Annotated in this window: 11 protein-coding genes; 4 read left to right on the forward strand and 7 right to left on the reverse strand. The window is 73.3% G+C overall.

All coding sequences use genetic code 11. The features are described 5' to 3' along the window. Nucleotides 1-117 precede the first annotated feature (117 nt). Nucleotides 118-1,857 carry a dihydroxyacetone kinase family protein gene (locus tag AC07GB_RS27410; RefSeq protein WP_478849914.1) on the reverse strand — a complete coding sequence of 580 codons (1,740 nt, stop codon included), beginning with the start codon at nucleotides 1,855-1,857 and terminating at the stop codon, nucleotides 118-120. A 283-nt stretch (nucleotides 1,858-2,140) separates the two neighbouring features. Here AC07GB_RS27410 and AC07GB_RS27415 point away from each other — a divergent pair, with 283 nt between their 5' ends. Both AC07GB_RS27415 and AC07GB_RS27420 read left to right on the forward strand, forming a co-directional pair. Continuing rightward, nucleotides 2,141-2,953, forward strand: a complete 813-nt coding sequence (locus AC07GB_RS27415) for a helix-turn-helix domain-containing protein (protein ID WP_478849916.1) — start codon at nucleotides 2,141-2,143, stop codon at nucleotides 2,951-2,953. Nucleotides 2,954-3,113: 160 nt separating this feature from the next. Continuing rightward, a complete protein-coding gene (locus AC07GB_RS27420) occupies nucleotides 3,114-4,478 on the forward strand; it encodes an FAD-dependent oxidoreductase (RefSeq protein ID WP_478849918.1) in 1,365 nt (454 codons plus the stop codon). 60 nt (nucleotides 4,479-4,538) lie between these two features. On the opposite strand, the gene AC07GB_RS27425 is transcribed toward AC07GB_RS27420, so the two are convergent. Beyond that, entirely contained in the window at nucleotides 4,539-5,561 is a 1,023-nt protein-coding gene (locus AC07GB_RS27425; RefSeq protein WP_478849920.1) for a YncE family protein, read from the reverse strand. 311 nt (nucleotides 5,562-5,872) lie between these two features. On the opposite strand from AC07GB_RS27425, the gene AC07GB_RS27430 reads away from it, so the two are divergent. After that, on the forward strand, nucleotides 5,873-6,397 hold the full coding sequence (locus AC07GB_RS27430) for an EF-hand domain-containing protein (RefSeq protein ID WP_478849922.1): 525 nt from the start codon (nucleotides 5,873-5,875) through the stop codon (nucleotides 6,395-6,397). Between the two features lie 255 nt (nucleotides 6,398-6,652). Here the strand turns inward: AC07GB_RS27430 and AC07GB_RS27435 are convergent, their stop codons facing one another. The 4 genes from AC07GB_RS27435 to AC07GB_RS27450 all read right to left on the reverse strand — a co-directional run bounded on the left by AC07GB_RS27435 (nucleotide 6,653) and on the right by AC07GB_RS27450 (nucleotide 11,332). After that, the gene (locus AC07GB_RS27435; RefSeq protein WP_478849924.1) at nucleotides 6,653-9,412 is read right to left on the reverse strand and encodes an ABC transporter substrate-binding protein; all 2,760 of its coding nucleotides are present in this window, start codon (nucleotides 9,410-9,412) and stop codon (nucleotides 6,653-6,655) included. Nucleotides 9,413-9,560: 148 nt separating this feature from the next. Next, a complete protein-coding gene (locus AC07GB_RS27440; RefSeq protein ID WP_478849926.1) occupies nucleotides 9,561-10,106 on the reverse strand; it encodes a YceI family protein in 546 nt (181 codons plus the stop codon). A gap of 103 nt (nucleotides 10,107-10,209) precedes the next feature. Beyond that, complete coding sequence (locus tag AC07GB_RS27445) at nucleotides 10,210-10,788, reverse strand: molybdopterin-dependent oxidoreductase (protein ID WP_478849928.1); 579 nt, start codon at nucleotides 10,786-10,788, stop codon at nucleotides 10,210-10,212. A 328-nt stretch (nucleotides 10,789-11,116) separates the two neighbouring features. Next, on the reverse strand, nucleotides 11,117-11,332 hold the full coding sequence (locus tag AC07GB_RS27450; protein ID WP_478849930.1) for a hypothetical protein: 216 nt from the start codon (nucleotides 11,330-11,332) through the stop codon (nucleotides 11,117-11,119). Between the two features lie 175 nt (nucleotides 11,333-11,507). Between AC07GB_RS27450 and AC07GB_RS27455 the strand changes: the two genes are divergently transcribed. Next, nucleotides 11,508-12,107: a hypothetical protein gene (locus AC07GB_RS27455; protein WP_478849931.1), complete on the forward strand. Its 600-nt coding sequence runs from the start codon at nucleotides 11,508-11,510 to the stop codon at nucleotides 12,105-12,107. A gap of 37 nt (nucleotides 12,108-12,144) precedes the next feature. Here the strand turns inward: AC07GB_RS27455 and AC07GB_RS27460 are convergent, their stop codons facing one another. After that, on the reverse strand, nucleotides 12,145-12,828 hold the full coding sequence (locus AC07GB_RS27460; protein ID WP_478849933.1) for a GntR family transcriptional regulator: 684 nt from the start codon (nucleotides 12,826-12,828) through the stop codon (nucleotides 12,145-12,147). Between the last annotated feature and the right edge of the window lie 54 nt (nucleotides 12,829-12,882).

A 12,882-nucleotide genomic window follows, 5' to 3' on the forward strand; every position in this document is an offset into this window, starting at 1 on the left:
GGTGCCCGGGGGGGGGCGGACAATTTCCCAACAACCTCCACACCCCCCCCCCCCCCCCCCCCCCCCCCTCCCCCCCCCTCCCCCCCCCCCCCCCCCCCCGCGCCGGCAGGTGCCGGGTCAGATCGTGGTCAGGTGGCCCGGCGCCGGGAGGCGGGTGGCCCAGGTCGGCTCGTGCACCTCGGCCAGGGTCGTGAAGACCAGGGCGACGGCGAGCGCGCCCGGGTCCGGGACGCCGAGGGCGTGGTCGCCGACGTAGCTCGCGCGGCCCCGGCGGGGGCGCAGCGACGCGGTCGAGAGGGCGCCGCGGATCGCGGCCTGCGCCGCGGTGGTCAGCGGAGCCTCGGCGGCCTCGCCCTCGGCCGCCGCCCCGCCCGCCGCGGCGGCGAGGGACTCGGCGGCGGGCACCAGCGCGTCGACCAGCGTGCAGTCGCCGACGCGGGCGCCGCCGACCCGGTGGACGGCCGCGCTCGCGGCGGCCGCCGCCTCCGCCAGTGCCGTGACGGACGGCGCCTGCCCGTCGCCCGGCTCCGCGGACGCCAGGTCCTTGAAGAGCAGCCCGAAGAGCGGGCCGCTCGTACCGCCGACGTCGTTGAGGAACGCCTCGGCGAGCGCGGCCGTGCCCTCGATGCCCGTCTCGTCGGCCAGCCGGACCGCGCGCCGGACGCCGCCGGAGAGGTTGTCCCCGAAGTCGCCGTCGCCGACGAGCTGGTCGAGCTTGGTGAGGTTGTCGCGGACCTGCGCCACGACCTCGGCGTACCGGTCGAGCACGACCCGGCTGCCCGGCGTGCCTGCCGTCGCGGCGGGCGCGGGCGCCTGCGGCGCGGGGGCCGCCGACGGGACGGGCGCGGTGCCCGCGGCGCGCACGGTCCTGGGCAGCGTCAGCGGCGTCTCGGTCGGCGCCGTCCACAGGTCGACCCAGCCCTCGTCCAGGCGGGTGAGGGTGAGCGAGACCCCGGCCATGTCCAGGGCCGCGGTGTACGTGCCCGCGACGGTCACGGCGGGGCGCAGTCCGCGCTCCTGAAGCCGCTCGTACAGGAGCGCGCTGACGGCGTGCAGTTCCAGCTCGGTGGTGGCGCCGAGGCCGTTGACCAGCGCGAGCACGTCCTCGGAGCCCTCGGGCAGCGCGTCGAGCAGATCGTCGGCCATCCGCCGCACCAGGTCGTCGACGGAGGGCCGGGCGATGGTGCGGATGCCGCGCTCGCCGTGGATGCCCACGCCGTAGTCGAGCACGCCGGGCTCCAGGGTGAAGGCGGGGGCGGTCGTCGTGGGCGAGGTCTGGGCGCGGGCCGCGACGGCGACGCTGCGCGACTGCGCCACGACGCGGGTGCCCAGCTCCTGGAGTTCCTCGAGCGAGGCGCCCCGGTCCGCGGCGGCGCCGAGCAGCTTCTCCACGACCACCGTCGCCGCCGTGCCCCGGCGGCCCGTCGCGCTGTCCTTGGTGTCGGTGGCGAGGTCGTCGTCGACCAGGACGGTCGCGACCGGGATGCCGTCGTGCCGCAGCCGCTCCGCCGCGATCTGGAAGTTGATCACGTCGCCCGTGTAGTTCTTGACGATCAGCAGCACGCCCCCGCTCTTGGCCGCGGCGGCGCTCGCCTCGTAGATCTGCCGGTTGTGCGGGGAGGCGAACACCTCGCCGGGGCAGACCGCGTCCAGGCCGCCGCGCCCGAGGAGGCCGGTGTGCAGCGGCTCGTGCCCGGAGCCGCCGCCGGACACCAGGGCGACGCGACGGCCGGGGTCCGCGGCGCGGGCCCGCAGGTACAGCGGGGCGCTGTTGACCTCGACGATGCCGGGGTGGGCCAGGGCGAGACCGCGCGCGGCGGTCAGCACGGGGGCGGATTCCGGCAGGAAGTAGCTCATCGGTCGGTTCTCCGTAGGTCGGCTCGGGCCGGGGTCGGCGTGGGGCGGCCGGAGGCGGTGCGGCCGCCGCGGCGTCCACCGCCTCGGCCGCGCCCCGCTCCGGGCGTGCGCCCACCCTGGACGCCGGACGGCGCCCAAGGCCGGAACTTCCGCGTTCCGGAACCCGGGCGTTCCGGTCAGGGCTTCCCCATGGGATCCTGCCACCAGCGCCGAAGGGGCTCCAGGGCACCCGCCGTGCCGGAAAACCCCTGATCAGCCCCGTCTTCTTTGCGAGATCTTTACCATGACGAACGCCCGCCGCGAGGACCTCGGCCGCATGCTCCGCACCTGGCGCAGGGCGCGGGGCCCCGCCCCGGCGCTCGGTTCCCTGCCCGCACACGGGCATCGCACCTACCTCACCCAGCTCGACATGGCACTCCAGCTCGGCGTCTCCGAGCGCTGGTACCGGGCGCTGGAGAAGGGCGAGGACCGCCGCTACAGCCGCGAGATGATCGCCGGGGTCTGCCGGATCCTGGACCTGTCCGCGCAGCAGGCCGCCGCCCTCCACCGGATCACCGGACATGAGCCTCCGGCCCCCGGGGCGGGCACCGGAGCGCGCGGAGGCCCCGACCCGGCGCTCGTCCAGCTCATGCGCCAGCAGCGGTACGTCAGCTATCTCTGCGACCAGGCGTGGGACGTCATCGAGGCCAACGCGGTCGCCGCCCGGCACTGCCCTTGGCTGGTCCGCCCCGGCGCCAACGTCATGACCTGGGCGTTCTCCCCCGATGCCCGCTATCAGCTCCGCGACTGGGAGGACCGCTGGGCCGTCCCGCTGCTCACCCGCCTCCGCCTGGCCTGGCAGCGCTGGCCGGACAACGCCCGCCTCGACGAGGTCGTCAGGGAGGTGCGTGCGCGCCCTGGCGTCGCGGCGCTCTGGGACTCCCCCGCTCCCGCCGCCCCGGAGCCGCCGCCGGGCGACGACGTCCGCCCGGCGTTCTTCCCGCTGGTCGCTCCCGACCCCGTCGGCGTCCGGGTCCTGGCCTGCGGCCCGTACGACGACGTGACGGTCCGCTGGCACCTCGTGATGCCGGTGGACTCGACGCTCGTCTTCCCCTGAGCGCGGGGGCCTGAGGGGGCCTCGGAGGACCCTTGAGGGGCCTCTGGGGGATCCTTCAGGGGCCCGGGGGGCGAGAACCCCACCCCGCCTGCTAGGTTAGGGTCCCCTTAGTTTACGGTTGCCGTCGAGTCAGTCGTCACCGCTCGAAGGGAACCTGAGCATGCACCGCCCCCTGCGGGTAGCCATCGTCGGAGCCGGACCCGCTGGGATCTACGCCGCCGACGCGCTGCTGAAGTCCGACGTGGCCGCCGAGCCCGGCGTGTCCATCGACCTCTTCGAGCGGATGCCCGCGCCGTTCGGCCTGATCCGTTACGGCGTGGCCCCCGACCACCCGCGGATCAAGGGCATCATCACGGCCCTGCACCAGGTGCTCGACAAGCCGCAGATCCGCCTCTTCGGCAACGTCGACTACCCGCGCGACATCAGCCTGGACGACCTGCGCGCCTTCTACGACGCGGTGATCTTCTCCACGGGCGCCACGGCCGACCGCGCCCTGGACATACCGGGCCTCGACCTCGACGGTTCCTACGGAGCGGCCGACTTCGTCTCCTGGTACGACGGCCACCCGGACGTCCCGCGGACCTGGCCGCTGGACGCCGAGAAGGTCGCCGTCCTCGGCGTCGGCAACGTCGCCCTCGACGTGGCGCGCGTCCTGGCGAAGACCGCCGACGAGCTGCTGCCGACGGAGATCCCGCCGAACGTCCACGACGGCCTGAAGGCCAACCGGGCGCGGGAGATCCACGTCTTCGGGCGGCGCGGCCCCGCGCAGGCCAAGTTCAGCCCGATGGAGCTGCGGGAGCTGGACCACTCCCCCACCATCGAGGTCATCGTCGACCCCGAGGACATCGACTACGACGACGGCTCGATCGCGACCCGCCGCGGCAACAAGCAGGCCGACATGGTCGCCAAGACCCTGGAGAACTGGGCGATCCGCGACGTCGGCGACCGCCCGCACAAGCTGTTCCTGCACTTCTTCGAGTCGCCCGCCGAGATCCTGGGCGAGGACGGCAAGGTCGTCGGCCTGCGCACCGAGCGCACCGAGCTGGACGGCACCGGCAACGTCAAGGGCACCGGCACCTTCAAGGACTGGGACGTCACCGCGGTCTACCGCGCCGTGGGCTACCTCTCCGACGCGCTGCCCAAGCTCCCCTGGGACGTCGAGTCCGGCACGGTGCCGGACGCCGGCGGCCGGGTGATCGAGGAGTCCGGGGCGCACATGACGTCCACGTACGTCACGGGCTGGATCCGGCGCGGCCCCGTCGGCCTCATCGGTCACACCAAGGGTGACGCCAACGAGACGGTCGCCAACCTCCTGGACGACCACGCGCACGGCCGGCTTCCGGAGCCCGCCGCGCCCGCCCCGGAGGCCGTGGACGCCTTCCTCAGCGAGCGGAACGTCCGCTTCACCACGTGGGAGGGCTGGTACCGCCTCGACGCCGCCGAGAAGGCGCTCGGCGAGCCGGAGGGCCGGGAGCGCGTGAAGATCGTCGAGCGCGAGGACATGCTCCGGGAGAGCGGGGCCTGATCCCGCCCTCGCCCCCGCCGGCCGTCGCGGACACGCGGCGGCCGGCACCTCTCCGCCGACTCAAGGGGTGGCGGGCAGCAGCACCGAGGAGTCCGGTTCCAGCTGGGTGTCGAAGCCGCCGACGACGGCGAGCCGTTCCAGGTCGACGACGGCGACGCGGTCGGTGCCGAGCAGGGACACGTACGCCAGCGGCTCGGCGGGGTGGAGTGACACGGCCGCCGGCGTCCCGTCGAGCTTCAGCGAGCGGAGCGGCCGCAGGTCGGTGCTCCACACGGTGAGGGTGCCGGCCACGATGTCCGTCACCAACAGCCGGTCGTCGTCGAGGGTGTAGAGCCGCAGCGGGTCGCCACCCGTCTTCCTGCTGTCCCGTGTCTTCATGGTGCGCGCGTCGACGGCCACCAGGGCGGAACTCTTGCGGGCGCCGACGAACAGCGTCTTCTCGTCCCGGCTCAGGCAACTGCTCTCGGGCAGTTGGCCAGGGGTCATCAGGAGCGGTGGGACGGCGGCGTCGCGAGGGCGCACGAGGCTCACCGTGTGCGACAACAGTCCGGTGACATAGGCCCTTTCGCCGTCGCGGCTGAGGGTGAACAAATGGGTCTTCACTCCGTGCGTGGGCACGGCCCTGGACGGCGCCTCGTCGGTGGCCGGGGCGTCGAAGCCGAGCAGGACCGCCTTCTCCTCGCTCAGGGCGTACAGCCGGTCGTCGCGGTCGATCCCCATGCCGTGGATGCGGCGGAACGGCCGCGTGTCGATGGTCCGGGCCAGGGACCGCTCCACGAGGTCGATGACGAAGACCGCGGCGCCGCCCTCGCCGACGGTGGAGGACATGCGGACTCCGTAGTGCCCGACGTAGGCGAAGCGTCTGCGGGAGTCGACGACCATCTCGTGCGGGTAGTCGGGCAGTTGGACCGTCCGCAGGCGCCGCCCCGACGCGACGTCGTAGAAGCTGACCGCGTGGCTGCTCTTCTCCACCACCACGAGCGTGTCGGACCCCGCCGCCCGGGAAGCACCCCAGGCGGACGTGGACAGCCCGCTCGCCAGCGTGCCCGCGCCCGCCGCCTTGATCACCGTACGACGCGTCACCACAGACCCTCACCTCGATCGCTCGACAGCCGCCATGGCCGCGGACGAGAAGTCGCGACCTCCGCCCGCGCGCATGAGCCTGGTCGACGGGGGCGGGGGCGTCCAGTGCCACGACAGCCCCAAGGGTCACATGGCGGTCGGCCCCGAGGGAGCCGACGCAGCGGCCCTTGCGAGCTGTCGGTGCTCTTGAGCCATGCCCCTACGGCCGTGTGTCCGATTATTGCCGAACGCGTAGCTTTCGCCGCTGCGTGGGTATCTTGTCGGCTGCGCAGTCAGGGAGAGCAGAGGGAACGCGACCGGGAGGTAGCGCGATGTCCAGCACAGGGTCCGACTCACCGCAGCACCGCATCTTCGCCATGCTGGACGTGGACGGCGACGGCGCCATCACCCGTGCGGAATACCTCGCGCGGGTCGACCGCGTGGCCGCCGCCGCGGGCCGTGCCGCCGAGCACCCCGTCGTCATCGCCTCACGGGCCGCGCACGAGGCGGTCTTCCACGACATGGACACCGACGCCGACGGCCGCGTGACCTTCGAGGAGTACCGCTCGTGGGTGGGACACGACGCGTTCGAACGCTCCTGCCGACCCGCTCTGGGCTCTCTGTTCGACATCGCCGACACCGACGCCGACGGGCGCCTGAACCGCGAGGAGTTCACCCGCCTGCGCGCCGCCGCGGGCAACGCCGAGAGCGATGCCGCCGCGGCCTTCGACGCCCTCGACGCCGACCGGGACGGCCTGGTCGACCGCGACGCCTACCTGACGGGCATCCGCGACTTCGTCACCCACCACGACTCCCCCATGGCCGCGGCGTACGGCACCCGCCCGACCGGCGTCTGAACCCCGCTTCCGAACCAGTACGCCGACCGGCAACATCAGCCGCACACGAAACTCGACGTACTGAACCGAGCTGACGCGGGCACCCGAACACCATGAAGATCCTCTTTCTCCTGGCACTCCTCGGCATCGCGGTCACCCTCTGGTCCATGAGGTCAAGCAAACGCAAACAACGGTGAGGGGGAATCCCCCTCGCGCGCCGTTTCCCGGCTCTGCCCCTGAGCCCTGGGGGCCGGTTTTTCTGAGTCGGTGGTCCCTTCAGGCTTCGGGGCAGTCGAAGCGGTCGCCCCACTTCTTGGGGCTGAGGCTCTTCGTCAGGGCGCCGCAGACCGCCGCCGCCCGGCCTTGGCCGCTCATCACGAGCACCAGTTTGTCGGGGGTGAACCGGCCGCCGCCCGTGGCCCCGGACGCGTCGATGCGGCCGGTGGCGCCGTTGAAGCCGCCGCCGCCCAGGCCTTGGTAGAGGACGGCCTGCACCTGGTCGGCGCCGAGCCGGTCCTCGTCACCGCCGAGGGCGGCACGGGCCTCGTCCACGGCTTCGGAGAGATAGCGCAGGGCGTCCCAGGCGAGCACGGGGTGGCCGTCGGCGCGCATGTCCCTGCCCCACCGGTGCCGCCGGTCCACGCGGTCGTAGGCGCGCAGGAACTCCTGGGCCTCGACGGCCGAGCGGCCCGCGGCCCGCCGGAGTTCGGGGGCGCTGCCGTGCGCGATGTAGTACAGGGTCAGGCCGGGGAAGCGGCGCTGCGGATGCTGGTCCTGGAGCAGCGAGTTGGTGACGTCGTCGCCGCCGAGGACGGTCAGGCGCGGGCACTCGCCGCTCAGGCGGTTCATCTCGTCGAGGAAGGCCGTGAACTCGTTCGCCCGCGCCGTCCACACCACCGCCGTGCGCGGTGTCCTCACGACTGCATGGCACACCTGCCGGGCGAGGTCGGGGGCGCTGGTGACGAGCGAGCCGCGCACGGCGTTCGCCACGCGTGTGCCGCCGGTGTCGTCCTGCGGGGTGTGCTCCCACACGGTCGTCGGCGTGCGGCCGACGGACTGGAGGAACTCCCTGGCCAGGTCGTTGCTGTACACGTCGGTGGGGTCGGCGACCAGCTCGATCCTCTCGGCCGTGCGCGCTCCGGCGCTCACCGTCCTGGCCTGCCGCGTGAAGGCGGCCATGACCTGGGCGAGGCGGGCGTTGGTGGGCGCCATCTGGAAGTAGTAGGGGCGGCCGGTGCGCAGCAGTTCCGCGGCGGTGCCGGAGGTGCCCACCATGGGGACGCCCGCCTCGTTGAGCACCTTGATGGCGTCCAGGGTGCCCGGCCTGCTCTGCCCGAAGCCGACGACGCCCACCACGGAGTGGTCGCGCTCGGCGAGCTGGACGATCTGCTCGGCCACCTTCTCGGCGTCCTGGAAGCGGTCTCCCGCGTTGGCGGTCAGGACGCGCAGGGGGACGCGGTCACGGCCGGCCCGGGCGAGCTGGTTGATCCGGGCCTGGGCGAGGGCGAGGCCGCGCAGTTCGGGCAGGGTGCCGCCGCGCACCGGGTCCTGGGCCCCCTGGCCGCCGCTGAGCGGACCGAGGTAGACGACCGTGCGGGGCCGCGCGCCTGTGCTGCCCGCGGCCTCCTTGTCGCGGGTGGCGGCGTCGACTTCGCTGTTCTGGGTCTCGATCATCCGGAGGGCGTCGCGTACGCCCTGGTCGTCCTTGCTCGTGCCGAAGCCCTTGGCGCCCTCCGCGACGCCCACGCAGGTGCCGTCGGTCCCGAGGAAGGTCTTGCCCGCGCAGGCGTCCCGGTCTTCGCGGTCGAGGGGCCGCCAGGCGAAGAGTCCCGCCAGGAGGACGAGGACCAGGGCCAGGGTCCCCGCCGTGCCCACCACTTCGGTGCCCGGCGAGAAGCGGTGGGCGGGCGGCACGAGCCGTGGCTGGTGCCTCAGCCAGTAGGCGGCCCGCTCGTCCGGCGGCTCGTCCTCCGCCGGGGCCGGCACGGTCATCCCGCTCGGCCGCCCCGGCCGCATCCCGCTCTCCAGGATCAGGTCCAGCTCGGCGCCCGCGTGGGCCAGGTCGGACGGTTCGATGTCCGGGACGCGCGCGGCGAGCGACCGGACACCGGCCGCCACCACGAACACCGACGTCGTGCCGAGGTCCGCCGACGCCGTCCGCAGCTCCCGCACGAACCGCTGGGTGCGCGAGTCCGCCGGGCCCAGCTCCTCGAAGAGCACCACGAACCGTGTCGTACGCCGCCGCCTCCACGGGTTGAACCGGCGCGCCCGCGCGGCCGCGTCCAGGTCGGCGAGCAGCGCGTGCATCAGGACGCGGTCGACCTGCTCGGGGTCGGGCGCGTCCGCCGCGTCGTGGTCCTGCGGCAAGAGGCGGAGGGCGGAGTCGAAGAAGCCCTCGGGCGGGGTGCCGTGCTGCTGCCGGTACCACTGGGCGTACCAGCGGCGGTTGCGGCCGTGGCCCACGATCCGGCGCGTGGCGCGGGTCCCGAACAGGGCGCAGGGCAGCTGCTGGAAGAGCGGGCCCGAGAAGAAGTTCCACAGCAGCTCGATGAAGCCGGCGCCGCTGGTCTGGTCCCCGCCGCCGAGGCGCCACAGGGCGGCGGAGAGGGGGGACCGCTGGCGGTGGTCGGCGTAGCAGTGGTCGCGCAGGGCTCGGTTGCGCCGCTCCACGGGCCCTTCGAAGCGGGGGGCGCTGAGGACGGCGTGCAGGAGTCGGTAGCCGGGCAGCTTCAGGTGTCCGGCGCCGCGCGGCATGGAGTCCGCCAGCTGCTGGGTGATCTGCTCGAACAGCTCCAGGTGCGGCGCGTCGCGGCCCTCAGGGGCCGGTGTGACGTAGGCGTGCGGCGCCAGCATGACGTTGTCGCCGCGCAGCCGTGCCCGCAGCCCCGCCACGATCCGCCGGCCCGCGAACCCGCCGCCGGACTCGGTGAGCAGCACGGCGGGAAGGCGGCTGCGACCGCGCCGCGGCTGCACCACCAGCTTGTCGAACGCGCCGACGAAGCGGTCCATGCCTGCGTACGGTGGTATTCGGTCCATCGGCCCCCCATGACGCGCCGTCTACTGCTGTGGCCCCCGTGTAGCCAGCACGTGTCAATGGTAGTTCAACTGCCTTGTCCACAGGGGTGGTTGGGGGCCTGTGCCGTCGCGTCGGCGGGTGGGGCCCATGGGGAGGCCCCGGCGGCCTTCAGGAGGTGCGTACGGCTGTCACGTCGAACTCCAGCGTCACCTTCGGACTGACCATGGCGGCGGTCAGCGCGTTCCAGTTCACGCCCCAGTCGCGGCGGTTGATCGTGGTGCTGCCCGTGAAGGTGATCCGGACGTCGCCCTCGGGGGCGGTCGCGGCGGCGGTCAGCTCGACGTCCAGGGTGACCGGCACGCTCACACCCCGGGCGGCCAGGTCGCCGGTGACCTTGTAGTGGGTGCCGTCGACCTGCTTCACCTCGGCCGATGTGAAGGTGATGGCCGGGTGGGTGTCCACGTCGAGGAACTTGCCGCACAGCAGGTCGTCGCGCTGCCGGTTGCGGGTCCGGATGCTCCGAGCGTGGATCGTGAGGTGTGCGCTGGACCGGGAGGGGTGGTCTCCGTCCAGGCACGCGCCGCCCCCGAACTCGGCGAACTGTCCGCGCACCCTGGTCGACAGCGTGTGCCGGGCGACGAATCCGATCCGGGTGTGCGCGGGGTCGATGACGTAGTCGCCGGTCAGCTCGCTGAGTTCGGTGATGGTGGTCATGCTGGGTCACTCCTGGGCAGGCGAGAGGTGGTGGCCGAGCGGCGGGGTCGTGCCGCTCCCAGGAGTACGACGAGACAGCCCGGAGGAATGTGAGGCCGTGGCCTCATGTCCCCCACGTGCGGCTGCCCCGGGCGCTCAGGGCCCGGATCGGCCCGATCAGGCCTCGGTAGACCGGCCGCACCACGCGGCCGGGGAGGTGGCGGTGCCGCTCCTCCTGCCAGACGCGGGCCCTGCGGTGGCCCGCGATGGGGTTCCATCGGTCGGGGTCCGGCGGCGCGGATGTGTGGAGTTCGACGCGGCAGAGGTGCTTGGTGCTGATGAAGCCGTACTGGCTGGGGCTGACGAGCCGTACCGGGGCGCCGTGGTCGCTGTCCAGCGGCCGCCCGTCGAGGCGGTCGGCGATGAGCACGTCCTCGGCCAGGGCGTCGTCGAGCACCACGACCGACCGGTAGCCGTCGAACCCTTCGAAGACGACGTGGCTGACGGGGGCGCTCGACGCGAGCAGGGGTACGAGCCGGGTGCGGTAGAGGGCCTCGAACGCGACTCCCTCCCAGAGCAGGCCGGTCGCCGACCAGCCGGCGACGCAGTGGAAGTCGGCCCCGATCTCCCGCCGCGGCAGTTCGGCGAGGTCGCCCGCGGTCAGGGTCACGTCCTCGGCCAGGGCTCCGCCGATCTCGATCACCGGCTCCGCGGGGACGGGCGGAGGCGGGCGGTGGAGGTGTGATCCGAACCGTGGGAATCCGTCGACGGCACGTTGGCCTGGGGGAAGCGTCATGTCGGTCCTCCGCTGAGCGCGTGTCACGTGGTGTCGCCTGAGAGGTGCGGTTACGCGTACGGGTCGCCGGCCACAGTCTTCCCGTCGCGGTCGGGTGCGTCGATGGTGCGGTACGCGCGGTCGCCGTTCGGCTCGTTCGTGACGTATGCGTGCGCCGCGCCGAGCGCTCGTCCGGAAGGAGGGGGGCCGCCGTGGCCGGTGCGGAGGGGAAGGGCTGCTTCCGGCGTCGTGGGGGTCAGAGGCCCAGGTCGGCGGCGAGGCAGTTGAAGGTCTTCCACGAGCCTTCGGGGTTGTAGGTGTGTCGTGCCGGGTCGTCCGGCGTCGCTGCCTCTTCCTCGACCATGTCCTCGAAGCGGATGCGCTCGGGGAGCTTGCCGAAGCGCTCCTGCCGTGCGGCGGCGGCACTGTCGGCGGCGTTCTGGCCTTCCATGGTCGAACTCCGTTCGGTCACGTGCACCAGCGTGGGTGATGACCTTCCCACGCCTGCCGTCACCGGTCAAGGGGGTGACTTCACCGGGTCCGAGCGGGGGCGGGGCCCGCTCCGACCCGTGTCATAAAGTGGCCGGTCGGCCGTGGCGCAGGGCGCGGCGGCCGGTTGTCGCAAACTTCCCCTCCAGGAGTTCTTCTTGTCCATACGTGCAGGCGTGCGCTCGTACGCCACCTCCGTCACGCCCTCCCTCGCAGTGGCCGGTCTCGCCGTCGCCGCCTCCCTGTTGGCCGGGACTCCGGCCCACGCGGGCGACGGCGGAGCGCGGGCCGCCGCCCCGCTCGCGTCCCCCGTGGCAGCGCCCGCGCGGACCGTGGTCACGGAGGGGCAGGTGAAGGAGGCCGGGCCGGGCGGCACCCTGCTGTACCCGAGCGTCACGAGCTGTCTGACCGTCACGGTCCAGCTGCGCACGGGCGGCGCGGTGGGCGCGCACGCGAGTCTCTTCCAGGTGCCGGGCGAGCTGCGCTCGGACCAGATCCTGGACCGGGTCAAGAGCGTGGTCGCGGGCCGCGCGGTGGCCTCCGTGGACGTCCGGGGCGCGGTCGGCGCCTGGCACCCGGGCTACTTCACCAAGGCCGTCGAGAGCTACGGCGAGGGCGAGGAGGTGCCGGTGCCCACGGGGCAGGACACCGCCGGGATCGCGGCCGCCGTGGCTCGGGGGCTCGGCGTACCGGCGGGCCTGGTGACGGTCACGGACGTGCCCGACGGCGACCAGGTCGTCGACGTCCCCCGGGTCTAGTCGAAGCCCCCCCGGGACCACAGGCCCTGACCGGCCGTCAGCTCGTCTTCACGGCCTGGCGGTCGGTCAGCGCGCGCGCCTTCGCGTTCTCGATGTGCCGGCGCATCCGCTTCGCCGCGCCCTCCGCGTCCCCCGACGCCATGGCCTCGTAGACGGCCAGGTGTTCGCGCGCCGGTGACTCGGCCTCGGAGGAGCCCAGTTCGGTGAAGAGGCGGAAGCGCTGGACGTGGCCGCCCAGGGAGCGGTACGCGCTCTCCAGGAACGGGTTGTCGCACTGGGCGGCGATGCGCAGATGAAAGCGCTCGTCGGCGGCCCAGTAGGAGCGCACGGAGGCCGAACGCGGCGCGTCCGCGCAGCGCTTGAGTTCGTCGATGCTCTCCTTCAGCTCGTCCAGGAACTCCGGCGTGGTGCGGCGCGCGGCCTCGTGCACCATGGCCGGCTCCAGGACGAGCCGGGCGTCCATCAGCTTGATCAGCTCGCGCTCGGTGAAGAGCGGGGCGACGCGGTACCCCTTCAGCGCCTCGCGCCGCACCAGGCCCGTGTGTTCGAGGCGGGCGAGGGCCTCGCGCAGTGGCGTCTGGCTGACGTCCAGCTCGCGGGAGAGCGCGCCGATGTTGAGGGGCTGGCCGGGCGACCACAGGCCGTCCATGAACTGCCCCAGCAGCACCTCGTACATCTTGTCGGCCAGGGGTTGCCGTGCGGACGGGCGCGTCGTAGCCATCGTGCCTCCTTCGGTGCCCGACCTTAGCGCAGCTCCACTCCCCTCTTGATCACG

Source organism: Streptomyces sp. NPDC045778 (assembly GCF_056431945.1).